Origin of the sequence: Parahalioglobus pacificus (genome assembly GCF_014652275.1) — a bacterium.
Lineage (GTDB): Bacteria > Pseudomonadota > Gammaproteobacteria > Pseudomonadales > Halieaceae > Parahalioglobus > Parahalioglobus pacificus.
The window spans coordinates 1103484-1128813 of the sequence record NZ_BMYM01000001.1; the positions used below are offsets into that span (position 1 = coordinate 1103484).

Annotated in this window: 28 protein-coding genes; 8 read left to right on the top strand and 20 right to left on the bottom strand. The window is 51.9% G+C overall.

The window, feature by feature from the left end:
- Positions 1-13 precede the first annotated feature (13 nt).
- A complete protein-coding gene (locus IE089_RS05085; RefSeq protein ID WP_189475741.1) occupies positions 14-547 on the top strand; it encodes a hypothetical protein in 534 nt (177 codons plus the stop codon).
- 312 nt (positions 548-859) lie between these two features.
- Here IE089_RS05085 and IE089_RS05090 read toward each other — a convergent pair whose 3' ends face one another.
- Entirely contained in the window at positions 860-1096 is a 237-nt protein-coding gene (locus tag IE089_RS05090; RefSeq protein ID WP_189475743.1) for an MbcA/ParS/Xre antitoxin family protein, read from the bottom strand.
- Between the two features lie 390 nt (positions 1097-1486).
- A complete protein-coding gene (locus tag IE089_RS05095; protein ID WP_189475745.1) occupies positions 1487-1981 on the bottom strand; it encodes a hypothetical protein in 495 nt (164 codons plus the stop codon).
- On the opposite strand from IE089_RS05095, the gene IE089_RS05100 reads away from it, so the two are divergent.
- Positions 1980-2219, top strand: a complete 240-nt coding sequence (locus IE089_RS05100) for a hypothetical protein (RefSeq protein WP_189475747.1) — start codon at positions 1980-1982, stop codon at positions 2217-2219. The two genes, IE089_RS05095 and IE089_RS05100, sit on opposite strands and share 2 nt — an antisense overlap.
- Positions 2220-2642: 423 nt before the next feature.
- Here IE089_RS05100 and IE089_RS15770 read toward each other — a convergent pair whose 3' ends face one another.
- Positions 2643-2765 (bottom strand): hypothetical protein, encoded by a 123-nt coding sequence (locus tag IE089_RS15770; protein ID WP_268247979.1) that lies wholly within the window; start codon positions 2763-2765, stop codon positions 2643-2645.
- A 550-nt stretch (positions 2766-3315) separates the two neighbouring features.
- Between IE089_RS15770 and IE089_RS05105 the strand changes: the two genes are divergently transcribed.
- Positions 3316-4572, top strand: coding sequence for a cation:proton antiporter (locus IE089_RS05105; protein ID WP_189475749.1), 1257 nt, complete (start codon positions 3316-3318; stop codon positions 4570-4572).
- Between the two features lie 33 nt (positions 4573-4605).
- On the top strand, positions 4606-5697 hold the full coding sequence (locus tag IE089_RS05110) for a PLP-dependent cysteine synthase family protein (protein ID WP_308428823.1): 1092 nt from the start codon (positions 4606-4608) through the stop codon (positions 5695-5697).
- Positions 5698-5941: 244 nt separating this feature from the next.
- Here the strand turns inward: IE089_RS05110 and IE089_RS05115 are convergent, their stop codons facing one another.
- Entirely contained in the window at positions 5942-6556 is a 615-nt protein-coding gene (locus IE089_RS05115; RefSeq protein ID WP_189475753.1) for a trimeric intracellular cation channel family protein, read from the bottom strand.
- On the opposite strand from IE089_RS05115, the gene IE089_RS05120 reads away from it, so the two are divergent.
- On the top strand, positions 6546-6899 hold the full coding sequence (locus tag IE089_RS05120) for a hypothetical protein (protein ID WP_189475755.1): 354 nt from the start codon (positions 6546-6548) through the stop codon (positions 6897-6899). The genes IE089_RS05115 and IE089_RS05120 overlap by 11 nt on opposite strands.
- Positions 6900-7194: 295 nt before the next feature.
- Here the strand turns inward: IE089_RS05120 and IE089_RS15830 are convergent, their stop codons facing one another.
- From IE089_RS15830 to IE089_RS05195, 16 genes are all read right to left on the bottom strand, one after another.
- Entirely contained in the window at positions 7195-7431 is a 237-nt protein-coding gene (locus IE089_RS15830; RefSeq protein ID WP_373294715.1) for an anthrone oxygenase family protein, read from the bottom strand.
- An 18-nt stretch (positions 7432-7449) separates the two neighbouring features.
- Positions 7450-7689, bottom strand: a complete 240-nt coding sequence (locus IE089_RS15655) for an anthrone oxygenase family protein (protein WP_229802593.1) — start codon at positions 7687-7689, stop codon at positions 7450-7452.
- Positions 7690-7946: 257 nt separating this feature from the next.
- A complete protein-coding gene (locus IE089_RS05130) occupies positions 7947-8459 on the bottom strand; it encodes a hypothetical protein (protein WP_189475757.1) in 513 nt (170 codons plus the stop codon).
- A 1389-nt stretch (positions 8460-9848) separates the two neighbouring features.
- Positions 9849-10778, bottom strand: coding sequence for a tetratricopeptide repeat protein (locus tag IE089_RS05135; RefSeq protein ID WP_189475759.1), 930 nt, complete (start codon positions 10776-10778; stop codon positions 9849-9851).
- Between the two features lie 115 nt (positions 10779-10893).
- The gene (locus tag IE089_RS05140) at positions 10894-11214 is read right to left on the bottom strand and encodes a VOC family protein (RefSeq protein WP_189475362.1); all 321 of its coding nucleotides are present in this window, start codon (positions 11212-11214) and stop codon (positions 10894-10896) included.
- A gap of 214 nt (positions 11215-11428) precedes the next feature.
- A complete protein-coding gene (locus IE089_RS05145; RefSeq protein ID WP_189475761.1) occupies positions 11429-12412 on the bottom strand; it encodes a hypothetical protein in 984 nt (327 codons plus the stop codon).
- A gap of 486 nt (positions 12413-12898) precedes the next feature.
- Positions 12899-13366, bottom strand: a complete 468-nt coding sequence (locus tag IE089_RS05150) for a GNAT family N-acetyltransferase (RefSeq protein ID WP_189475763.1) — start codon at positions 13364-13366, stop codon at positions 12899-12901.
- The gene (locus IE089_RS05155) at positions 13367-13861 is read right to left on the bottom strand and encodes a DinB family protein (protein WP_189475765.1); all 495 of its coding nucleotides are present in this window, start codon (positions 13859-13861) and stop codon (positions 13367-13369) included.
- 865 nt (positions 13862-14726) lie between these two features.
- Positions 14727-15206, bottom strand: coding sequence for a hypothetical protein (locus IE089_RS05160; RefSeq protein ID WP_189475767.1), 480 nt, complete (start codon positions 15204-15206; stop codon positions 14727-14729).
- A gap of 58 nt (positions 15207-15264) precedes the next feature.
- On the bottom strand, positions 15265-15690 hold the full coding sequence (locus IE089_RS05165) for a hypothetical protein (protein ID WP_189475769.1): 426 nt from the start codon (positions 15688-15690) through the stop codon (positions 15265-15267).
- 439 nt (positions 15691-16129) lie between these two features.
- Positions 16130-17257: a midcut-by-XrtH protein gene (locus tag IE089_RS05170; RefSeq protein WP_189475771.1), complete on the bottom strand. Its 1128-nt coding sequence runs from the start codon at positions 17255-17257 to the stop codon at positions 16130-16132.
- Between the two features lie 672 nt (positions 17258-17929).
- Positions 17930-18985 carry a protease SohB gene (sohB, locus tag IE089_RS05175; protein WP_189475773.1) on the bottom strand — a complete coding sequence of 352 codons (1056 nt, stop codon included), beginning with the start codon at positions 18983-18985 and terminating at the stop codon, positions 17930-17932.
- 16 nt (positions 18986-19001) lie between these two features.
- Positions 19002-19817 carry an NAD(+) diphosphatase gene (gene nudC, locus IE089_RS05180; RefSeq protein WP_189475775.1) on the bottom strand — a complete coding sequence of 272 codons (816 nt, stop codon included), beginning with the start codon at positions 19815-19817 and terminating at the stop codon, positions 19002-19004.
- Positions 19818-19950: 133 nt separating this feature from the next.
- Positions 19951-20676 carry a DNA polymerase III subunit epsilon gene (gene dnaQ / locus IE089_RS05185; protein ID WP_189475777.1) on the bottom strand — a complete coding sequence of 242 codons (726 nt, stop codon included), beginning with the start codon at positions 20674-20676 and terminating at the stop codon, positions 19951-19953.
- Between the two features lie 36 nt (positions 20677-20712).
- Positions 20713-21156: a ribonuclease HI gene (gene rnhA / locus IE089_RS05190; protein ID WP_189475779.1), complete on the bottom strand. Its 444-nt coding sequence runs from the start codon at positions 21154-21156 to the stop codon at positions 20713-20715.
- Positions 21143-21943: a class I SAM-dependent methyltransferase gene (locus IE089_RS05195; RefSeq protein ID WP_189475781.1), complete on the bottom strand. Its 801-nt coding sequence runs from the start codon at positions 21941-21943 to the stop codon at positions 21143-21145. Before IE089_RS05195 ends, rnhA begins: the two co-directional genes overlap by 14 nt.
- Positions 21944-22019: 76 nt before the next feature.
- On the opposite strand from IE089_RS05195, the gene gloB reads away from it, so the two are divergent.
- From gloB to IE089_RS05210, 3 genes are all read left to right on the top strand, one after another.
- A complete protein-coding gene (gene gloB, locus IE089_RS05200) occupies positions 22020-22787 on the top strand; it encodes a hydroxyacylglutathione hydrolase (protein WP_189475783.1) in 768 nt (255 codons plus the stop codon).
- A gap of 187 nt (positions 22788-22974) precedes the next feature.
- A complete protein-coding gene (locus tag IE089_RS05205) occupies positions 22975-24156 on the top strand; it encodes a LysM peptidoglycan-binding domain-containing protein (RefSeq protein WP_229802594.1) in 1182 nt (393 codons plus the stop codon).
- Complete coding sequence (locus IE089_RS05210; protein WP_189475787.1) at positions 24156-25328, top strand: class I SAM-dependent methyltransferase; 1173 nt, start codon at positions 24156-24158, stop codon at positions 25326-25328. The genes IE089_RS05205 and IE089_RS05210 overlap by 1 nt, the downstream gene beginning before the upstream one ends.
- Positions 25329-25330: the final 2 nt, after the last annotated feature.

A 25330-nucleotide genomic window follows, 5' to 3' on the forward strand; every position in this document is an offset into this window, starting at 1 on the left:
TTGGAGACGGGAAGTGATTACCCTCCAAAAAATCGCGTTGCTCCTCGAACTGTTAGGCTTGAGCCTGGCGCTACTTGAGACCCAGCGACCCCGGTTGGCCGAAAGGCTGGAGCATTACATCCACGACACCGATCGTTGGCTGTGGGCCGTGACATCACTCATCGCCCTCGCCTTCCTGGCGTTTTTCGTACATCTTGTTACGCAAATTGCCCCGTATGCTACACCTGCGGAATCAGTTTCACGTTTTCCGCTTGCGCGATATCGATTCGATAGCATGCCAAACGCTTTAGATCATTTGGTGGCTACATTCGTTGCATTGGAGGTCATTATCTACGTGCTGGCCGCCCTTTCATGCCCTATCATCGATGGACTCAACCACATCTCCGGTGGACATGCGATCACCGCTTTGGGCTTTCTGATCGTCACATTCGGTCTGTCGGTGAATTTCTATCAGCTCTTGTCTGCTAACGAGTTCATCTTTTGCACTGTATTCGCGCTTCTGTTCGTCCTGATAGTGGCGTGGATTTGGCGTTGTAGCCATGACTGATAGTTCAGTGACAGCTTCATAGCTGCGACTGTCTGAGAGTTAGGTGTTAACCAGGCATCGTGGTTCCAATCTATCCTTGATAGCCCAAATGGCGTCGAGTGAATAAATGGGGAGCACCTAGTCTCCATAAGCTTCTATCTGAATGCTCAACACCTAGAGACGGTCACCTTGAGGTGTACCGGCTTTTGGGGTCCATAGGCTAAACAATGCTTACGGGGGCCGATTCATAATCAGCTTTCGTCGTTATCACCCGAATATCCAGGTGTTTTACCTTTGTCGTACCTCGGTACGTGTGTTGCACTGGTGCAACTATCAAAAGACCCCGTGCGCGGTGCGCCCCAGAACGGTAACAACGTCCTCCATGCCTTGCTCTGTCTGAATGAGGTCGATAGGCGTACCGCGGAGAATCGCAATCTCTGAGAGCATCCATTGCTTAATTTGGTCTGAATTGCTATCGAACACAATGTCCAGCAAGGATACAAGTTCGCTGGAGGTGTCGGCCGTCAGAAGTCGCTCCAACAGCTCGTTTTCATCTGAAACGTCGCTCATTTTTTTCCTGTGAGATATCCATGTACAAAGTGCTTGCAAATTTACCATGCCCGGCCACTAGCGCAGAAGCTGGCACGAATATGCATGCCAGTTATCAGGCGGGCGCTGAGGCTTCTAATGTTCCGCTCGACCGATGGCTCATCGGCCTATTGAGCAGGTGTCTGCGGTTCCTTGTTCCCGTTGCCCTGCCGCCTGGCCCCAGCGGGACGCAAGTGGGGCTAGCTAAAGCCACCTGCCTTCACCTGCGAGAATGGCGACTCTCGGGACGCGCCGTTCATCTGAACAGTTCAGTTCGCACTGTAAGCGCATACGGATAGTTATACTCAAACTACGGCTACTTTGCGTAAACCTCCGGTTTAATCTGGCCAATCGCGAGACAGACGCCCTCTGTTAGCCGCCCAACTCAGCCTCGTATTCCCATAGCTCCAAGAGCCGTTCATTCCTTCCCTCGCGCATCATATCGAGCGGGCATTGTCCCGGCACTGATAGAGCCGGATGATCACCTAGGAAGAACGTCAGGTAGCGATAGGGATTCTCCGGCCGCCACATCTCCAGAAGGGTTTTCAAGACCGGGTATGGCTTACCGTCAGTGAAGAGAGGATGCCGTGGGCGGATATCCTCTGGGAGGTCATCCCACTCGGCCAGCTTTCGGAACAGTACCCAACATGGGTATAGCCTTTGGTCTCCATCCATCACGCTGAAAATCTCACCCGAGGCCTCATAGGCGGTCACAGAGCCCGATTCCAGGCTAAACATGGCTTCGAGTGTTGGCGCGGTGACACAGCCGCCCTCGTCGCTAAGCAGCCTCTGCTTGAGCTCTGCGGTCGCTCTGGTTCGTCTATTATTACGCTCCGACATAACCACCTCGCGTAGTGGCATCAGCATGGACGTACTGCCTTCTCACATCAAGCCCGAATGCAAACAGGGGTTTATCGACACCTGGTGCCAGAATGGACGGATCGCCGTACCGCCACGGAGCGGCGGCTTCATTGATCTGGAGATCCTGACCTTCGCGGAAACGGCACTCATTAATGGTAAGGAAGCTCACTTAATCATCGAGGGCCGCACGACCAGAGATGTGCATGTGAAACACTTGGCCGTCGCATTCAAGTGTCACGGTTAACATGGCTCACGCCATTGCTTCCCTCTCTTGGCGAAAAAAGCATTCGAGTCTACTAGGGGCGAAATAAGAGATCGGGGCATACCTGCGCTTCTTACACCTCGAGTACGCTGTGCGGACAGCTATTCGTGGATTTTCTGGGCATCTTTTATCGGAATCGACAGTTCTTACAACGCAGCATCTGAACGCGCTTATCCGGAACCTGAGTGAAAAGACGTGAAACATAGGATGTGGCCAAAGGCGGCCACATCCTGCTCACATTTGCTTGGAAACGGGCAATTGACCTGATTCGCGATTATCAAGCTTGATTTTGCAGGAGTTACTTGGAAGCTTAGACACTTAGCCGTCTGATAAATATGAAGTTTCTGTCCTCGGTGTTTCTGAGAATTGCTTGTTCGTTCAACAAATACCCTGTAGTTGCAGCGTTTAGTGAGGTTCTACGTGGTCCTGGTAATGGCGACGCATAATGTTGGCCTCCAGGAACGCGACCATGGCTTCGCAATGGAATAACGCATAAGGACGCTTGGGCTTCTTTGTTTCAAACGTCACAAGATGATGCTATCCACCGTTATATACTGTGCTAACCGACTTAAACGCCGTGACCTGGGTGTTGTTCGCGCACTTGTGAACCTTAGTTGTTAGGCTTCTTAACTTTGACCGTCAGAGCTGAACACTCCAGACGCTAAAGTTGGCACTCGAAGCGATGCGCTTTTTGAGCCAGTGCCCATCCGGTTTTCTGCAGCCTTGCCAGCGATTGGCTGACCACACGTTTTTGTGAGCCGACACAGTTCTAGATGCAGACCAGAGATGTGTTAGCTTCCCGTCAGGGTTTCGATTACGGTCATGGCTACGGCCTTGGATGTTAATCAACTGGTCATTAATAGATGGCGCTCACATGAGGCCTTGACGTTCCTTATAGACGCTGAGATCCAGGGACGGCATGTTGATGACAACTACCGATTGCCATATGTGTGCAACACATGTGACCAGTAAATCCGAGTGTGAATAGTGTCTCAACTCACTCGGTTTGGCGGCGCATTCGAGGCAAAGCGCGGTGTTTTGAGCGGTTTAGAACAATGCACAATAACGAGAGTTCCTAGTGTATTACTATGAGATTGCCACCTATCTAGTTGTTTTATCAGCGTTATTTGGCTTCGTAAACGCCCGCTGGTTACGATTGCCGAACACTATTGGTCTCATGGCCATCGCGTTGATTTTCACCCTTCTTTTACAGGTCGTCGGCTTTTATGACGATACCTTAGTCAGCAAAGAATTGGACTTGTTGCGTGGCATAAACTTCGAGACCTTGCTCTTGGATATCATGCTCAGCTTTTTGCTTTTCGCAGGGGCAATGCACACAGACCTAACCCAACTCAAGAGCCTGAGAAAGCCCATCCTTGCGTTCGCTTCAGTGGGTGTATTGATTTCTACAGTGTTAATTGGAATCTGCACATACTTCGTCTTGGGCGCACTCGAAATAGCCACCCCCCTCCTCCACTGCCTCCTGTTTGGCGCATTGATATCACCAACAGATCCCATAGCGGTTCTAGGGTTAATGCGAAGCGCAAAGGCTCCTCAAAAGTTGGAAATCAAAATCGTCGGGGAGTCACTATTTAACGATGGCGTGGGCGTCGTAGTGTTCGTCACACTTCTGGCGATCATCACTGGTGATACTAGCGACACCTCTTTACTCACCGTTGGTCAATTCTTTATCAGAGAGGTTGTCGGCGGCATTTGTCTCGGCGTTGCAGCAGGCTGGATATGCGCCAAGGCCATGCAGCAAATCGATAGCCTTGAAACCGAAGTGATGCTCACAATTGCCCTCGTGATGGGAGGTACCGGGTTAGCTGCAATGATGGAAGTTTCGGCACCGCTCGCAATGGTTATGGCCGGTCTCGTTTTCGGAGATGCGCATTTCAAGAGACAACCATTGTCAGGTGACTCTGAGCATTATCTGGAAGTTTTCTGGAGATTGATCGATGAAATCCTGAATACACTTTTATTTGTTCTCATCGGCTTGGAAGTATTGTTATTAACATTTGAAAGTCGCTTCATTTACGCAGGACTAATAATGATTCCCCTACTGTGGCTCTGTCGATACCTCTCGCTAGCTCTGCCTATTGCGCTGTATTCGCGGCAGCATAACTTTGTCCCAAAAACAAACCTTATTATGACCTGGGCTGGGTTGCGAGGCGGCATATCGATAGCTCTCGTTTTAAGTCTTCCCGAGTCGGCAACTCGTGAGTTGTTCCTGATCGTTACGTACATAGTTGTTGTGGCATCTATACTTTTCCAGGGCTTGACGCTTGCGCCGCTCATCCGTCATCTCATACCAGAAGACATCAATCACGACTGAAATCAATGGGGGCATCTTTTTTTGGATACGCAGTTGGATAATCGAGAATGGGTTAGACAGGCAATCTGCGAGATCGAAGCAGACTATAAACGATCCTCAGACACCCACCTGCTCAAAGTTGCGGTACCGGGGTTTCAATACGTTGACTTATATTTCAAGGACGAGTCGACTCATCCAACCGGGAGTTTGAAGCATAGACTGGCGCGCTCCCTATTCCTCTATGGCTTGTGCAACGGCAGCATTAACGAAGGGACGACAATCATAGAGGCTTCGTCAGGAAGCACGGCGATCTCAGAAGCGTATTTTGCCAAGCTCATCGGGTTAGACTTTGTGGCGGTGGTTCCAGAGAACACCGCCGAGGAAAAGCTTGAGAAAATTGCGTTCTATGGCGGTACCTTTCACAAGGTGCCGCCTAGCGATCTTTACCGCGCTGCAGAAGATTTGGCCATGAAATTGGGCGGCGTTTACATGGATCAGTTTACCTTTGCTGAACGCGCCACTGATTGGCGTGGAAACAATAATATCGCTCAATCGATATTTGATCAGATGCGTTACGAAAAAAATTCTGAGCCGGCATGGGTGGTCGTCAGCGCTGGAACAGGCGGCACCTCTGCGACGATAGGGCGATACATACGCTATCGTGGGTTAAGCACACGGTTGTGCGTTGCCGATCCAGAGGGATCGGTTTTTTATGAAGCATTCATGCATCGAGATTACAGTGTTACGTCGACAAAACCTTCAATCATCGAGGGCATAGGCCGGCCTCGAGTAGAGCCCTCCTTCGTGCCTGCGGTGATTGATCGAATGATCAAAGTGCCGGATGCGGCCAGTTTGGCCTGCATACACTGGCTACAATCCCTTCTAGATCGGCGCTGCGGTGGTTCTACCGGTTGCAACATGTACGCTGCTCTAGAAATTATGTGCGAACTAGAGGCACGCAAAGCGCCGGCAAGCGTTGTTTCTGTATTGTGCGACGGCGGCGAACGCTACGCCAATAGTTACTATAGCCAGCGCTGGTTGCGCGAAAAGGGTCTTCACCTCGAGCCATATACTGAGCAACTGAATACCCTGATGGAGAAGCCTGTTTGGTCTCGGCCTGAAACTGATGAGGCATCAACAAACTGATACGAAAAGGCATTTCGTGGCCTCAAATCACCCAGAATTTGCAGCTAGTGAGAGTGATACGTGAGCCACAGTCAGTAATGCGCTCGTTACCACTACGGGCTAGATATCGGGGAATCGTATAGACCGGCCGTGTCTAAGCCGGTAGATATGCGCACGCCTGCGAGGAAAATGCATACATCCTATGGAAGTACAGGCGGATTGTGTGCCACACCGCTCGAGTGCTCGGAGACGCTGACACAAGTGCTCAGCGGCCATATTTCGGCAGCCTCAAATCCTTGATGATGGCGATCGCTCGCAGAGAGAAGGCCAGCATTGTCGCGGTCGGTAGCGCAATCAGCGTATCTAATCCGAACAGAGGGCTGATCATCAGGCAGTAGCTCATAGCACCGAGCAATGCCGCCGTCACGTAGATGGACGGTTCGAGTAGCACTGGCGGCACCCCAAGCAAGCCATCACGGATCAGGCCGCCGAAACTAGCGGTCATCATCCCCATGCCGACCGCGACTATATAAGGGGCATCCCATGCCAGGGCCTTGGCGGTGCCCAATACGGAGAATAGCGCCAATCCCAACGCATCTGCCCATAGGAGGACCGTCCTCAGACTTTGGAAGAAAGGTGCGAAAAACCAAGTGGCGATGGAAGCAGCCAAGCACACCCACAAATAGCGCGTATCAACCACCCAAAAGACCTGGTCTGTGTTGAGGATCAGGTCGCGGACGGTACCACCGCCGATGCCCGTAATCGTGCCAAATAACACAAATGCCAGTATATCCAAGCGCCTTTGGGCCGCGGCGAGCGCTCCGCTGATCACAAAAACGGCGACGCCGATCAGGTCCAGATAAAGAATTGTGTCAGACATTTACGTCGATCTGCCTCAAGAAACGTTTACTATAAACGCAAATACGTATGACACTGTACCGGTAGGCGCTTCAAGATTGATGCGCGAGTGGCCTAGCAATAATGAAAAAGAGAGGCGGACTATGGCGGCAAGACCTGCCGGGTTTAAGGCAGTTACATTCGTTTTCGTAATCAGCATGATTGCCGTGCTCTACTGGTTAACGTTTGGACAACAGGCAGATCCCTGCGCTGCTCCTCAGTCGGATATCAGTGGCGCTGTGCTCGCCGACGATGAAGACGCCCAAGATGCTCTTGTAAACCGAGCAATTGTTGTTCGCGCGAATTGCGCCAATAGAAAAGATTAGCTGATCCGCCATACTCCTAATGATCGTTTTCCTTTATCTTTCTGCCTTTACCAACAGCCATCTCAAACCGCAAACAGCTCAAGCGCCATATGAGGGCTCGCCCCTGAGACAATAGCCGCTTACTGATTTCTTCCAGACTTTTTTGCCCGCTAACTTATGCAACTTTCGCGCGCAGCGTGAACGGTTTTGGGGCAAAGTCGGTATTCGATGCCTAAATCAGTTCGGGCGTTTTGAAAAGTCCACTATCACCCCATAGCTAGCGTCAATAAGCTCCATTTCATAAGATAATAATTGCTCATAATCGTGTCAGCAGTATGAGTAATAGAGTCGTAGTCAGCGCTGCTAGTACCGTTCGTATTGCGTTCCATTTCAGCCATCGAGAATCAAACATGGCGGTCATTTCCATCAACTCAGCATCGCTCATTGCATCAAGATCACAGGATTGAAGGTGATTATTCAATGGGATGTTAATTATAAAAGTTGGAAGCTGGACGCCAAAAAGATAGACAAGGCAGGAGGCAGCCAGAAGCATTTGATCAACACCCTCCAATTACCAGATTCCGAGCACCGTAGAGGCGATTAACGCCACCACAGAGCCGAGCCAGACAAGCATGAATATAGGATGATTGTTTTGAATCACCCGATCCATCGCCTTAAATGACTTGAGAAATTCAAGATAACCCATAGTCCTAATGCCCGTCATCACAACAACCGCAAAGGTGAAAACCAGCCCAGCGACCAGAGAACAAAGTAACGTACAGAGTAGAATGGCAAATTGCATGAGATTCATGATTAGCGATGCCTTTGGATTAGTCTTTCACTTAGGTATAGACCACATCAGCACACCTCACAGAGCGCAGAATATTGTAGAGCCTGACACGGTTCAATCATTAAGATAGGTCCGCTAGCACCTCAAAGGGGACATTGATCGCTGATGGTTGAATGTCCGCTTTGGGGCCAGAAGCGGACGCTCATAAGTCGGTTGCTCAAAGCGTAGTCGCTGCGCATGGATACATGCGCATGTTGAGGAATCGCTGTGAACAACACTCAATCTATCCTTCTATCCCGTAGTGATTCACAAATCTCGAAAACAAAAGAGATCTCAACGTCTGTAAAATCATAAAATACGACAGCAGCGGATTCATCCATGGTCAAAACGTAACTTACGTTTTCGTCACTAACGAGAAATGAGTATAACTTTACGCCCTCTAGCTCCCACTCAATGCGAGGCTCGATTACTCTGCCATCGCCCCAGGATATACTTTTCGGTAAAGCAAACTCCTCGTGAACGGATATCCTCTTCGTTACTCTAAAAATGTTCTTTTCGTCAGCGCTGCTAAACGAGGCTCGAGGGAAGTAGAACTCTCCTCTCTCGACTTCGAATGACATTTGCAATGGAACCGGGATGTGGCAAAAGCCATTGTAGATCGTATAAAAGCCATCATCGTAGATATTTTCAGAAGCAGCGAATGCTTCTGTGATCTGTAGGACTGCAAGGGCCAGGACAATGATTCTCGTGGGCTCCCAGTTCAGGATCGATTGGTCAAATATTTGCTTCAAAGGCACGACTTTTTTGTGAATGTTGCATCAGCATTCTTAGCCGGAAGCTACCAACTTTCTTGAATTGAGATTCTGGGCCAAAAGCTGTCATCTGTTTTCCATCTCCTCTAGCTGTCCTTTGTGTGCCTCGTAAGCGCACCAAGAGCCAAATGCAAGTATCACAGCAAATCCGGCAAGTGTAAGGTGCGTAATGTTCACACCTTCGAGCGATCGAGAGGTTGAGAGTGTTACAAAAATCAAGAGAAAGAGAATATAGGCAAAGCTATAGGCCACTCCATATATGAAAGATCGCCTGATGCTATACCTCTTACTCCTGCAGTACCGTGCTAGTAAAGCGATGCCTGCTAAAGCTATAACAAAAATCAGTGATTCAATTGGGTCGCGGTGCACTCGGGTTCGCTCGATAATCTAGCTAGACACAGGCAGGGTTGGGGCCAATAGCTGACGCTCATGTACTGCCCGAACTAGGCCACGCTGCATAGGCACCCGAGACAAAAATATAGGCAGAGAGACCAAGAATCGGCCCGATCTTCGTCATACGATCAGTGGTAGCTTCAACTCCGGTTGCTACTATCCCTACCAACAGGAAGAGAAACACGCAGGAAACCGCATAACATGAGCCAATGATAAACCCCTTGCTGACGGGATATTCGCGCCGATGGCAGTACCCAGCGACGAAATGCAAACCTAGTATCGCTGCAATAACTAATCCATACTCAAGAACCATAGAGCTGTTGTACTCCTAATCGAAGGCAGTAACGGGGCCAATAGCTGCCGCCGGGTACAGACCAAAGCATGGGTGAACAAGAGTGGCCGAGCGATCGAAACCAAGCATATTGCTGATTCAGCGTTCGCTCTCAAGTTTCCTCTCAAGCATTGCTTTTTTAAAGTTTGATCGACTACTGAAGAATGCTGCCCAGATACAAAAGAAGCACAGTACGGCAGGTATCAGAAAGTCCATTGTGGAACCGTTCGATAACAATCGATTTACTAGGAAACCAAGCATTGAGGTTGCTACGAGGGGATAGGTAACCTCGGCTGCTGGCATCAAACGCTGATCTGAATCGAAAGCCTCGGGGTGCTCTCGAAAGTATCGGTAAAGGAGAACTCCGCAGATGGCGTAAGCAGTTCCGAGAACCACAACCGACTGCGGCCCAAAGTCGAATGCGCCCATGGGATATATGATGAGTGAGGCGACAACGCAGAACACCAAAAAACTAAGGGAAAAGCCCAGGTACTGTTTCCTTGTCATTGTTGATATCTCCGCAATCAGACAGATATTTTCTAGTTAATGAACTATAGCAAAGGAACTGTCGCCTGCGACGTGAGAGTCGTAGAGTCACGCGCAATCTGCCAGTCAGCTAAGGGGCCAAGAGCTGCCGCTCAGAACTAGGCTGATTCTTCGAGCTTAAGTTTCATGGCCTGAAGCTCTCCATGCTCCAAAATCATATCAAGCCAATTTTGAGGGTATTCAGGATCAAATATCTCATCTTCTATCTGCTCCATATACTCCTGTTGCACTTTGCGAAATTGATCTCCCCTGCCCTCTGCGCTTTGAGCGTTCTGGGTGTCTCCAGAGGCCTCGTACATTACTTTTTGTAACGACGCACCAAAGCTATTTGTAATCAATTCGCGGCCTCTAGTTTCAAGCGCAAATCCTGCATTGATGCATGCCTGCCGCCACTCGTCGCCCTCATTAGATTGATCCTTGCACATCTGCATAATCGGACCGTATCTCGGAAGGTTCATTGCAGCTATGTTAACTGCTAGATAGATGGCACAGCTCTCTCCATCGTCAGTGTAAGTGGAGAGGACGGCCGAAAACTCGTTTGCTTGCTCAGCCCATCGCGTGCTTACCGTCTCGAGCGCAGCAGCTCTCTGGAGATGCGTAAGGGCGTCCGAGAGTTCGCCTCTCTTAAACGCCATGACGCTCAGATGAAAATAAAAGAAGCCGTTCTCAGGCTCAAGCCTCATCAGTTCTTCGGTCGATCCTGCGATGCAGTGCTCTTCTCGTTCGCTATCGTTAGAGAAGTCGTAACAGTGATTGAGGAGAGTTTGGCGAGCCGTCACGTTACCTGGATCTATATTCAGAGCGCGAAGCAGCTGGGGCCGCTGGTCGCCCTTATAATCACCCGTCAGCGCGTATGAGTCTTCTAGAACCGCACCGAGTGAAATCGCTGAAGGATCGTCCGTAGAGTAGAAATCTCGAACATCCTCTACAGTTGGGATTCCAGATTGACACCAGTCTACACCGCCGCTGGGGGAACACGCGCACAGCGTCAGGAGGACGACGCTGAGCACCGGAACTCTAAGAATCATTTATCGTCTTTTCCTATAGTGGCCGCTAAGGGGCCAATAGCGGACACTTGTTAACGCTCGAAGCAACGAGCGCGCGTTGTAGCGTCCAGCCCGACGGCGATGCTGCCTTTGCTTGTCATGTGTTTTTGTCATACTGCATTAATTCTACTGGGACTCCATTAACTTCTATGAACGCAACTGTTAAACCGTCACTGGGTGAATTGGGTTGAATGATTATCTTTTGCCCTTTTAATGCATCGTCTAAATCACTTACTTCAAAAGCGACATGAGGCACAGATTTAACAAGCTCTGGATAAGGTGCATCTTTCCAATACCTTTGCCACTGAATACCAAAGGGATTGTTTTCATGATCAGATACCGTCATTTTTAAATGAGGCAAATCAATTTCACCCTCAAATTTTTCTAGTGTTGGTATGCCTACATGATTAAATTTCATTGGAATTCTTTTTAAATCTGAGTGACAGCTAAGGGGCCAGGAGCGGACATTGCTGCAGCGGATTCAAGAAACGCATTCGAACTGAGTGACGCAAAAAAACGTTAATGCGAATACCAGCGAGTCGCGCCAGAACTCCTTTCAATATTCACTTGTTAAGAGTCGCCGTGTGCAATCTGCAATCCCAAATCAAAGCGATCGCATTCCCAGAAATAACTTAATCACACATTAGGTTTACGCCAAAAATCTTATAACCACTCCGGAAGTAAACCAGCCCTTCACTACCGAGCACTTTCTCCTTTTTTCGAAAGTTTGCATACACATAAAGTTGGTTTTCACTTGCTTGGGCTATCCAGTGTTCTGTCGCAAACCCCTGATCTATAACTTGTATCGTTAATGAATCATCGATTCTGCCATCCTTATTCAGCAAGTTGAGAACAAGCTTCCCTGTGCTTCTATCTTTTTCATATTGATTTACTAGTACTGCATAGCTTTCGCTGCACGCGGCACTGATTGAGGGAGGATTGGATTCAACAGACCTGCCCGTCTCAGTCCAAAGGAGATCGAGGTTCTGATTCACGATTTCAGTAGTCATGCGTGCAAACGGGCGTTTGCGTGAGAAGATTGCAGCAGACCCCTTCGCGTCCAAGAACTTGGCTGTTACAGTGGTTTTCTCAGCGTACTCTCTTAACTCAGCGACTGCTGTTATCTGAGTATTGTTTTCCTTTCGCCATAGAACAGAGGCAACCACCTTTTTCCCGTCGACCACACCGGCTACCAGCACGCCTGCAAGCATATCCGAATAGAATCTAGTCAAGACTTTTGCCCTGTCGAGCCTCACTCCAAGCAATTCTTGCAGAGACACTTCGTAATCGGTGCCCGCAGCTAGTGTGTCTTGATTGTCACGAATATCAGCCAACTGCTCAGCATCACCGCCTGCGCGGGAAAACTCTGGGTGATCTTCGTGAAGTAGCTGTCCATTGATCAATCGAAACATCGAAGAATCGAAGTCATCACGACCCCTACGTTCAATAATGATGAGGTCTTTGTCGACCGTGCGCATCTCGACCCCAATGCGACCACCGGACTTCATTGCCGAAAGAGGTGCTTTTTGATCACCGAAATGAACCTGAAACTTTGAGTACGGAGAAGCGCTCTCGCTTACAGCCACACTCCGCGCATCTACGAATTCCTGGCTCACAAATACAGGCCCGCTTAAGTCCCCAACCCTCTGTATTACAGCCTCAATTTCATGGTCTGCCCCGGTTAGATATACCTCGTTTACCAAAAAATGGCTCCCAAGAGTCTGAGAGACACTCGCACCGGAGCTAAGCGTGAGCAACAATGCGCAGAGACCTATATATAGATGACTAGAGCAATACACTTTTTACTCCCTAATACAGTTGCCCAATGCTCTACCAGGTGACCTACGGGCCACAGCATATGCAGTACTCAAGTTGTCGGCTCTCATAGGCCGCCCCGACCCGGGAAAGGGGCAGTCGCAAACTCCGACATTGCTACCTACGGTGGCAATTGGGAAAAGCGCAGCGTGAATCGGAAAGGAGTATCTAGCCAAGCAAATTGCGCTCATAGACATTCAACACTGGTAGGTATTGACGAGGTAATTATGCATAGGCAAGTCTCGTGATTTAGGTACGGCTAATGGGCCAGAAGCGGACGACCAAGCCTAACGCCTCTCATAGAGCAGAGATGAGACCTCCGAACCGCGACACTGGATGTTCTTCTCTCCAATACATACAAAGTCGTTCTTGGTTAGTACACGCTGAGACCCAACGTTTTCAGTCATAACTTTCGCTATCACAATATCGCCCTTGGGAAACGCGTCGTGAGCCAGCATCATCTTGAGTGCTTGCGTGCAGATGCCCTTTCCCCAATATTTCCTACCAACCCAATATCCTATCTCTGTCTGGCCGGCACCGATTGACCAGTAAGAGACACAAGCTACAACCTTTCCATCCAACTCTACTGCCCAAGGTGTTCGATCAAGTGCTGAATCTTCCATAGCTATCCACTGAATAGCATCTTGAACGGTGTAAGGATATGGGATGTTGGATGTCCACCGCGAGACCTCGTAGTCTCCAACAAGATCCGCAACTCTTTCCGCGTCTGATAAGTTGAATTTCCGGAGCTTCATCTAACTTCCACGCGAATCTCGTCGATGTGGCTCTGTTTCATGGATAAAAATACCGTATCCGTCAATCGGGTGCGGTACGTGCGCCAGGTCGAGTGCACGCGCGATGCTCCCACGGTGATAAGAACTATGGTTCACAATATGGAAAAGTATCTCCTCCACTCTCAACATGCCGCGCTTGCCGTCAGCGAATACGAATGGAATCTCTTCTTCTAGGCTTCCAAGGTGTGAAACGTAGTGCTTATACCATTTGGCTGACAGCTTCAGTCTCAAGTTTAGTTCTCTGAAGACCGGAACAACATCTGTATTGGTACTTGGATGAGGAGGAGCATCACTGGTCAATCTACTTTTGAACAGCTCTTCAACAATTACGATGTGATTTATCTGTTGAAGGGCGAAGGCATAAGCTTCAGGGTGCTTTTTCTGGTCGATGGACTCGACAGCGTCTAGCGTTCGCTGATCTGCCCATCTCTTATAGTTGAACATTTGACGCAGCATGCAGCACTCCTAGTGCTTATCTAGCAACAGCATTCTTCGACCAGTTTACCTTTAATCTTGATTTGCGGTGGATATATGGGCGGAGTTGGCTTCAAATCTATCACCCACGCTGGAGACAGCTTTGGGGCCAAAAGCGGACACTCAGCATCTCAACCATCAGTGGTCACCCAGAAGTATATCGAGAAGACTAGAATAGCTGGAATCCACATTAGGGCTATTCGCCAACCCTTTTTTCTATATGCCTTTACATAGCTCTTGAGCTCTTGGACTTCCGATTTCGATAACGCATGACCACAGTGTGGGCACACCGAATCATAATCAAACATCTGTCGATTACAGTGAGGGCACGGCCCTAACGGGGCATTCCACGTACCAGCCTTTGTCAGAATGTTTGGTTCAGTCGGCATAAGCGAAAACGATTAGAAGAGGATTTCCCAAGTCAGAATTGGGGCCAAGAGCAGACATCTAAAAAGATTCACCATGACGCCACAATTGAATTTTCGCCACAAGTGCGAGGCCAACTAAATACCCGGCACTTCCGAGCAGCGTGAAGAATGATGCTGGCTCTATGTTCTGTAGATATAGTGATTTGAGTACCTGTCCCACACCTATGCTTAGCCCAAATACCATTGAAAGGTAACACCACCAGAAAAAATACTTGAGTGGTTCCGCGTTGGACACAAGTACAAAGAAACCCATCCCCACGACGCAAACCAGCATGGATATGAAAAACACAAACGGCAGTACCTTCCATGACATACTCGGAGAGGGACCATCTAAGTCCGCTGCTACACCAAAAACTAGGCCAATTAGGGCTAGAGCAGCATGTACTACGGCAACCTGCTTCATGTCAGCTTAGGGGCCATTAGCTGCCCTTAGTCAACTCGCCAATACCTTTCAGTATGCGTCGAGACCTTATCCTAGATAGGGGCCACGGAAGTTCTATCCTTAGTCGAACTACAACTCGGTCACCTTGGTAGCTCGCCTGGAAGTCATCGGAGACTATTATTCTTGTTCCCCGGAAGCTCATGTGAGTGTACTTTGCATTGTCTTTGACCTTTATCCATCCGCGTTCAGCGAGATACGCATTGATTCTTTTCCTATAAGCCATCGTGTCGTCTACCAAGAACCGATGGCCTTTCAGGTCGCAGAAAACTTCGATAACGCCAATCAGTGCGCAAGCTGTGTACAGGCTTATGATATAAAGCGGCGCTTCGCTGGGCTTTACACCAAAAATTTCAAAGGTGATGAGCCCAACACACAATAAACCAATCCCCCTATAGATGAGGCTGAACATCACATAAGCAGCAAAACCGAATACTGTCTTTTCAGGATAGAGTTTCACTTGAGTTCATCGTCGTGATTTAGCTTTTTTAAGCAGATTTGGGGCAAGGCACCGCCCCTCAGAACAGTGCTTGCACATTGTCATTGAAGCCCCAGTGCACAAGAAGCCAACCTTCATCTGATTTGTAGTAGACGAATCGCCATACAGTCACAAAGCGCTCAAATTTCAGTATGTACTCGTGTCTTATCAGCGAATCACCAACGGCATCTTCGGCAATGAACTCGTAACCTTTAGCCTTACCAAAACGCTGTCCCATTGCCGGGGCTTGCAGCTCTAGAGAATTCAGTTGCACATCAAATTCAGCAGTCGGAGCCTGATTGAACGGCTTAAGCTTCAATACACCTTCTCTCAGCTTGTTGTCTGCTAATGATTGCATAACAGAGTCCGAGAGAGCTCTCGTGTCTTCAAGAGATCCTGCCGCTTCGAAGGCCTGGGCGGAACAAATGAAACTGGAAAGAAAAAGGAACAGGCTGACAGCCTTCATCTGAATTCCCTATTTTTTGGGGTGGTGAATGTCCGCTTTGCGGACGTTGACTGCCTGCAAGTTACCACAGCTGTTAGCGGCAGCTAGGGGGCCAAAACCGGACGTTGACCAAATTGTTTTCTCGACGGCTTTATAGTCTCATAGATCATATCGCTCCGGCTCAGCGTTATAAAACCGGGGGTTCGCGTTTTTGAGCCACCACCACACCCGTGCTGGCGTGACGCCAGCCAAAGACACCATCGCGCGTTTTCGTGAGCGAATCACCCAGCTTTATGAGCAAGATGCGGGCCCAAGCCCGCATTGGGGCCTACGCAACACGCTGGTGGCATTGGGTGTGCGTAGGTTTACCCGGGACGCAGGTGCTGGTCGAACAGAAAGCCCTCACCGGGGCTACGGACAGACTATCACCCGCACTATGACGATCGGGTTTGGGACAGCATTATTGTTCGAAACACAAAAGTGGGGCTTCAGCGCTACAAGACGCCCTGATCACAGACAAAGCGCGGGCTCTGCCGAAATCACCGATGGATCCATCTTGGGCATCCCACTGTGCGTCGGTGAGATCTTGTGGGCGTGTCCAGTCGTTGCAATTTAGTGTATTGAACTCGCTCTCACCGTTAGGCGCTGTATAGTCCCAGTAGCCAACCTTCACAGTGAAGATGTTGCCCGCTGAATCTTGATTAAGGAAAGTGTCAAGAGCGGGCACGAATTCTCCATATTCATCATACTCGATCTCAGGACAATTAGGGGCGAGGACAATTTGGGATAGATCAACCTCGCAATTGAAGAGGTCGTCCCAGTCGTTGGCATGGACCGTTCCGTCTGTGCGGACGTACGGGTACTCACTCTGAGCGAATCGATCCGCAACGGAAACGGCGCTATCAGACAACCATGCTTTGTAATTGTCGGGGTTTTGTAAACCGGCGTCTGCCGCACGATTTTGGCAAATCGCGTCTGCACCGGCTAAGCCTCCCAAACTACCGTCTTGAAGGGTGCTCGTAAGGAAAACAACCTTCTTACAGTCGTAATCGACGGCGCAACTCTCACCCGATTCAAGAATGAGGTTACTCTCGCATTGTGTGGTGGATGGGGCCTTAGAAGTACAGCTGCGATCAATGCTCAAAGTACCCAGCTTCAGCGCTACACCTGAGGTATTACTGATTTCCGCCGGGACGATAGGTAGATTAATGACTCCGCCTTCAGGGTTGTCCAGCTCAAGCATACTCGCCAATGCCTGGGGAATGTTCAGGCTGCCCAGTGCGCTCAGGGTTAGACCCGCCCCCAATAACATCACACTCAATAATTTACGCCCCTGCGGGCCGCGCAATGTGCGATAACCTATCACCGCCATCAAGACGCCAAGCGGTATCAACAGCAACGATGGAATCGGCACGGGCACTGCCGGTGCAGAGCTCACTGGCGCAGGTCCATATGTCAGGGTACCGCTTGTTTGCGCGAATGCGACTGAAGAAAGTGTCAGCGATGAAATCGCCGCCCATGCATGTTTGATGCTCATGCTATTGCCCCTGTTTACAGTCTTTTTCTTTGGAGAAAGCTCTGCCTTCAATGCGCCTAATGTTGTAGTGCTTCTATATCTGTTTGAACCCTGAGTTTAACTGACAACGCATTAATACTGAGCCGCGATTCTGCCCAATAATATTAACCAACCAAAGCTTTCTTTAAAATTATGGCCGTTACGCACGGATTTTAGAAGCACGGGGCGCTCATTTTTGAGCGGAGAGGATGTTTGTCTGATACACACTTCACGTCCGCTTTGTGGACGAAAGCGGACGTTCGCGAAACTATATCAAGAGACCGCAATTAGGCGAAAGCGGTCATGTCTCCTTACATTTCAGAGCAGACAAATTAACGCAGCCCTATTCGTCGCCTTCGCTTATTTTGGAAGAGGCAACAGCGACAAGGATAACGATGATTATCACAACTACGCCGCCAGCTATTGAGTAGTCCATTTGCTAATTATCCGCCGTGTAAAATAACAGAAGCGAGCGTTATTTTTCCCTCTGCTCGAGGATAAGAAGCTGCGAAGCACATCAAAAATAACGCGCGAGCCTGTGCAGGTGCACAACTAGGGCATCGGATGCAGCTTCCTGCCTTTCACCGAATTCTGCCGGAGAAGTACTTAATTCTCTGAATCCGCTTACTGGGGTGGAGCGATATAAGCGGCTTTCGATCCGGTGGATTCCACTGCACGGCGCCAAGGCTTCCTCGCGCACTGCCCCTAAATATGATCGGGGCGATTGGCGCGCTGCAGCAGTTTCAATGCGGCGCGCTCTATAGCGCCCTCTGCAGCCATGCCCAGCTTCTCCTGCCAGTTTTTACGTTGCACAAAACGAATTTCGTACACATCCCAATCTTTAATTCGCGCTTGTATAAGACCGTCTGATGTCTGGATGGCATCCACGAGCCCCTCATCCAGCGCCTTCTGCCCGTACCACACTTCGCCGGTCGCCACTGCATCGATATTCAACGCGGGCCGATTGCCTTTTACGAACTGCTTGAAAAGGTCGTGTGTGTGCTCGAGCTCTTCAACAAATTTCTCTCGGCCGTTCTCGGTATTTTCGCCAAACATGGTCAGTGTGCGCTTGTACTCGCCGGCCGTGTAAAGCTCAAAATCGATGTCGTTCTTCTTCAGTAACTTGTGGAAGTTGGGCAACTGCGCCAGGACGCCAATAGAGCCGATAACGGCAAAAGGCGCGGCTACGATGGTGTCAGCAACGCAAGCCATCATATAGCCACCGCTCGCAGCAACCTTGTCCACCGCAACCGTCAGCGGAACTTTGGCTTCCTTGATGCGAGAGAGTTGGCTTGCCGCGAGTCCATAGCTATGAACCAGCCCGCCAGGGCTTTCCAAATTCAATAGTATTTCATCGCCTTCCTTTGCCTGGGATAGCACTGCAGAAATTTCCTCGCGCAGGTTATCCGTGGCACTGGCCTGGAGGTCGCCATCAAACTGCAATACAAACAGCCGAGCCTTATTCTCTATTTGGTCGCCCGTTTTAGCTTGCTTCTTCTTACTTTTGGCCTCGGCCTTGTCTGATTTCTTCTTGTCCTTTTGCTCCTGCTTGTGCTGGGCAGGATCAGTGACAACCGCATGGATCGTGTCCGAGACTGCCTGATACTTTTCGTTGACGTTGCGGATTTCTATATGGCCCTCGCGCAGGTCACTGCGCTGGCGTTGGCCCAGCGCCATGGCGCCGGCTAGCAATATCAAAACCGCAGCAACCAGTGTTACCGCCTGTGCGAGGAACAGGCCAAAGTCGTACAGAAACTCCAAGTTAAACTCCTAGAACTCAGTGTTGTTGAGAGGCCACAAAGGCGCGTATTAACTGCCCGCTGATGGAACTTGCGGGCGGGACCGGTGGCAGATCGCTGTAATGGAACCAGTCGGCCTCGGCGATTTCAGTGGGATCACAGACAATGTCTCCACCGGTATAGCGGGCAAAGTATCCCAGCATCAGTTGGTTCGGGAATGGCCAGGATTGGGAGCCGAAATACTCGATGCCATCTACCTCAACGCCGACCTCCTCCTTGACCTCTCGCACCAGCGTTTCTTCCGCCGATTCACCAGCCTCTATGAAGCCGGCCAGCGTGCTGAACATGGGCCGGGGGAAATTGGCGTTGCGCGCCAATAACATGTGTTCTCCCCGTGTGACCAGCGTGATGATACAGGGTGCGATGCGCGGGTAGTTGGTGATGCCGCATGGGCTGCAGCGCATGGCACGCTCACCCTGATCCAGCGTCATTTCGCTACCGCAGCGACCACAGAATCGATGATCTCGCTCCCAGGCCAATACCTGTTGAGCCCGGCCAGCAAGCGAAAACAGAGGCACATCGATTCGCCCCAGAACCTGATAAAGATTGCCCCGCTGAAACCGCATGGGGTCCAGGCTGCTGGATTCATCGATCTCCAGTGCGTAGAGCGGCTTGCCGTGCCATAGCCCAAGAAATTGCTGCTGCCTCACCTGCCAGCCACCATGCCCAACGTCGTGCTCCGGTAACAGCACGGGCTCTGGCGAGCGCATATCGCTCACCAGCTGACCTGACTGAAAAACGATAACAAGACCGGGGCTTGCCGCCTCGGGCGGTGTGTTTCCGGGTTCAAACATCTTCAGGTCTCATCGGGCAAAGGGCGTATGGTATGCGCGCCCCCAGATGCGGGCAAGCGCACCCGCTCGCACATCGATATAAGGCCTGGCACACGAGAATCTATGCCAACCTGGCATTCAGCGGCGGAAGCTATCAGTTGTAGAGCTCGCGCCAAAGGGCGGTTTTCCCTGCAGATTTCTCAATAGCGTCGAGCTTGGATTCATGAGCGGCAAGTTCATCGTCGTTCGCCAGAACCACCGGCAGCCTGGGGCGCCCGGCGTCCAATCGGCGAATAGCGGAACCCGTGCCATTTGCCCCGGCAGACGCATCCTCTCCGTTGTCAGCCAGCGCGAAGGTGGTCTGCCCGCCGGTCATCAGCAGGTAGACGTCGGCAAGTATCTCGGCATCCAGCAGTGCACCATGCAGGTCGCGCTGTGAATTGTCCACGCCATAACGCGTGCACAAGGCATCCAGATTATTACGCTGCCCCGGGTGTTTGCCCCTGGCCATCACCAGGGTGTCCACCACACGGCAATGGCTGGACAGCGGCGGGTAATCCGCGTTCAGGCGCTGTAACTCAGCGTCGAGAAATCCAACGTCAAAGGGCGCGTTGTGAATCACCAGTTCAGCCCCTGCCACATAATCAAAGAAATCCCTGGCGATGCTATCGAACCGGGGCTTGTCCTGCAGAAACTCATTGGTGATGCCATGCACTTCAATGGCGCCCTGATCCACCTCTCGATCGGGGTTTATGTACTGGTGGTAGTGATTGCCGGTCAGGCGACGATTTACCAGTTCGACACAGCCGATTTCGATAATACGGTGGCCCTGGCTGACTTCCAGGCCGGTGGTCTCGGTATCCAGAACAATCTGGCGCACGTAATGCCTCTCTTTCCTTCTCGGAGCAGGCGCGGATTATGCGCGCTGCTGCATTTCTTCAATCCCGCGATTAGCCAGCTGATCCGCAATTTCATTTTCACGGTGGCCGCTATGCCCCTTAACCCAATGCCAATCCACCTCATGGCGCTGGTTTTGTTCGTCCAGCGCTCGCCACAGATCGGCATTCTTCACGGGTTGCTTACTGGCGGTTTTCCAACCGCGCTTCTTCCAGTTCGGCAGCCACTGGGTAATCCCGTTTTTCACGTAGACAGAGTCAGTGGTTAGGGCGACCTTGCATGGTTCACGCAGGGCTCTCAAGCCCTCTATTGCTGCCAACAATTCCATCCGATTATTGGTGGTCTCGGGCTCTGCGCCATAGATCTCGCGCTCTTTACCCTGAAAGCGCAGTAACGCACCCCACCCTCCCGGTCCGGGATTGCCCTTACAAGCGCCGTCGGTGAATACTTCAACGGATTTCATAGGCTGTCTTTTTACTCTTGGTCTGAACGCCGCTGCTCGGCACCGGGCTGGGTGCCACACCCGATTTGGGAACTGCCAGCTCGATTAACCGCTCTCGCTTGCGCCGGCGCTGGACTTTACGCCCGCCGGCCACCTGCTTGATCGCGTGGATCATGTAAATGCCCCCGGCAGAGACGTTATGCCGCAGGCAGAAAGCATCTGCTCGCACCATCGCACTGCGCAGCCGCCCGGAGCCCAGTGGGGGCACAGTGTACAGGTGCGTGAGCTTCTCGGTAGGGCATTGCAACAATCTCATCCAGTCTTTGAGGCGATGCGCCGATAGCGCCGTGTGGCGCTGCCAGGGCGCCCTGCCGGCGATACGTTTCAGCCGCTGCAACACACCCGAAAAACTCAGCGGGTTGAATCCGATAATGATCAAGTGTCCGCTGGGTGTCAGCACGCGTTGCATCTCCCGCAAAGCCTGATGCGGGTCTTCACTGAACTCCAGGCAATGAAAGGCAACCAGCGCATCGACACTGTCGCTCTCCAGGGGGAGCTCCTCGAAGCTGGTAATCAAGCCCGCTTCCGCGCCGCCAAAGCTGGTTACTTGTATTCGGTGATTAATTGGGCTGTCGGCCAACAGGTCGATTCCGGCCAGCGGGGCCAGTTGGGCAATGTGGTAGCCGAAGGTAAGGTCCAGAACCGGTTGTAAGGCCTGACTGAGCTGATTTAGCGCGTACTGTCCGTTTTCCCGTTGGTACCAGGATTCAAGTGCTGAGGAAATCTCGTTAGACTCTCGCCCTACCACTGTGCCGCACCGCAAAGGCTGAATTCACGTCGAGGTTAGCGGTGTTGGCGTCGCCTTTGCAATACCGGAAAGAATCATGACCAACATAGAACCCATACAGGCCTTCACCGACAATTACATCTGGCTACTGACAAATGGCAGTAGCGCGGTTGTCGTTGATCCGGGCGACCCTGCGCCGGTGGCGGCGACCCTCGCAGACAGGGGCCTGACCCTGTCGGGCATAATCATCACGCACCATCATTTTGATCACGTGGGAGGGCTAGAGACGCTTGCCAGTCAGTGGGAATGCCCGGTTTGGGGGCCCGATAATCCGGCTATCAACGGAATAACCCACGCCCTGAGCGATGGAGACTCGGTCACTCTTTTAGGGCTTGAGTTGCAAGTCATGGGTGTGCCCGGGCACACGCTGGATCACATCGCGTTTTATGCCGCTTCGCCGGAGCCTGTGCTGTTCTGCGGGGACACCTTATTTGCGGGCGGTTGCGGGCGAGTTTTCGAGGGCACTTTTCCCATGATGCGGCAATCCTTGAACAAGCTGGCTGCCCTGCCCTCCGAAACACGGGTGTATTGCGCCCATGAGTACACCATGGCTAATCTGGCATTTGCGCGCGCGGTGGAGCCCGCCAATAAGGCGCTGGCACAACGGGAGCTGGACGACGCAGCGCGGCGCGAGCGGGGCCTGCCCACCGTGCCTTCAACGCTGGCCATGGAGCGTGCCACTAACCCGTTCCTGCGTGCCGGGACTCAAGAGCTCCGGGACGCCCTCGCCGCCAGCGACAGGCTTAGCGACCAAAGCGATGATGGCGTTTTTGCCACCGTACGCAGCTGGAAAGACAATTTTTAAATTTTCTAAGACGAAAAAATACAATATGTTACGGGGCAAATTTCTAGCGTTTTCTACGCTTATTTTCCTGGTGGGCTGCCAAACTATAGCCCCCGATCAGGCGCCATCAGAGTCAACAGACCCGGCGCCTGCTGAACCAACAGCCAGTATTCTCGAGCCCAGCTCTGCGTCTGCACCGGCGACACCATTGCCGCCACCCAAAGACCTCTGGGAACGCATCCGGCGCGGTCTGACGTGGCAATCCACACACAATGCGGAAGTCGGTAAGCAACGCGATGCGTACTTGCGCCAGCCCAATTACTTGTCCGTTGTTACCGGCAGAGCCAATCTCTACCTGTATTACATCGTAGAGGAAGTCGAGCGCCGCGGTATGCCCATGGAAATGGCGCTATTGCCCCTGGTTGAGAGCGCAATGAACCCCTTCGCCGTGTCGTCACAGAGGGCTGCCGGGCTATGGCAGATCATGCCCGCCACCGCCAAACACTATGGTGTAGACAGAAACTGGTGGTATGACGGGCGTCTGGATCTGAGGGAGTCAACGCACTTCGCGCTGGATTACCTTGAGGCACTTCACGCTGAATTTGATGGCGACTGGCTGTTGGCGTTGGCGGCCTATAACGCCGGCAAGGGCCGCGTCGGCAGAGCGATTGCTGCGAACGAACGGGCGGGCAAACCGACGGACTACTGGTCGCTCACGCTCCCACGGGAGACGCGCAAATACATCCCTCGCCTAATCGCGCTCAGCGCCATTATTCGCTACCCGGACACATTCTCAGTCACGCTGCCAGATCTCCCCAACCGCCCTGCTTTCGAAATTGCTGAGACGGGTGGCCAGATAGAAATGCTGCGGGCAGCCAGTCTCGCCGGCGTAGAGCTGGACGATTTAAGAGCCTTGAATCCCGGGCAACTGCGCTGGGCGACGGCGCCGCGGCAGGCACAAGAGCTACTGGTCCCCGTCGGTAGCCGCGCGACCTTCGAGCAAGGCGTAGCGACCCTGGGCCCTGATGACAGGGTCACCTGGGAGCATTATCGCATTCGTCGCGGAGATAGCCTGATCAGCATTGCCAAGCGCTTCAACACGGAGGTGGGCCTGCTACGCGACGTTAACAACATCCGAGGCAACCTGATCCGCGCGGGCGATACCATGATGATCCCGGAAGGCAGCGCCTGGGCGGACTCCCTGGCGCTGGTGAGCGACACCTCGTCGCTGAACAAACGTGGCTACCGTGTGCGTAGAGGTGACTCCCTGTATGGCATTGCCAACCGGTTTGACGTCACCATCGACGATATCATCACGTGGAATTCCCTGAACCCCGGAGACTACCTCCAGCCGGGTCAACGCCTGACGCTGTATGTGCGAGGCGGCTAATGGGAGCACCGCTGCTGCACTGTGCAACTGGCACTTTCAGCCTGCGGCGCTACCCCGAACGGCCCAGGGAGACCCTTCAAGCCTGGAACGCGGCCGACGAATTACTGGTCGCAGCCGTCCATGAGGCAACAGCCGCAGACAATTCCAGCAGCCACACCCCTGCCCTTCTCACCGTCAATGACGAGCACGGTGCACTCAGTGTTGCACTGCAGCCGAAGGCATTGTGGACCGATTCGTTTCTGGCCAAACAGGCGCTTGAAGGAAATCTAACGCGCAATCAGAAACCGTTCATCGACGTGGTGCCAAGCACCGATGCGCCCCCGTCCGCAGATATTGTTGCGATGCGCATTCCCAAGTCGCTGGGTTATTTCCGCGCGCAGCTATCCGCCCTTGCAAACAGCCTTCCGCCGGGTGGGCGTTTGTTCGCCGCAGGCATGGACAAGCACCTGTCACCCAACACCGCCCAATTGCTTGAAGACTACATAGGCCCCACACAGAGGCAGCCGGGCAAGCGCAAAGCCCGTGTTTTTGTTGCCACACGGGATCAACGGGTCGGCCGGGCTCTGCCGACGAGAGCCACCTACCGTGTACCGGGCTTGCCGGTTCCGCTTTCTGCCGACACCAACGTATTTAGCCCGGACATGCTCGACGGTGGCACGCGACTGCTACTGCCGCACCTGGCGGATATAGCCGCTTGCGAGCACGCTGTGGATTTGGCCTGCGGTAATGGCGTTATCGGGCATCAGATGCTGCATCAAAAGCTGGCACGACGGGTCACATTCATTGACGAGTCAGCCATGGCGGTCGCCTCGGCGAGGCACAATGCCAACGTTCTGCTAAGTGCTATCCACGAAACGCACTCCGGTGACAGCATTGATGGCTCGGCACTAAGGTTTGTTTGGGGCGATGGGGCCACCACCAGGGAAGCTGCAAACCTGGTAACACTGAATCCACCCTTCCACATGGGCCACGCGGTCGACCAGTTTGCGGGGAGACGACTGATTCTGCAGGCATCGAAAATGCTTGAGAAGGACGGTCAGCTGCTGCTGGTGTACAACAATCACCTGAAATATAAACCGCTGCTGCGTCGACGATTTGAAACCCTCAGCACACTCAGCCGGGACCGTCGATTTTCTGTTATCGTTGCAGGCCGTCCGGTCGCACCAGACTGAAT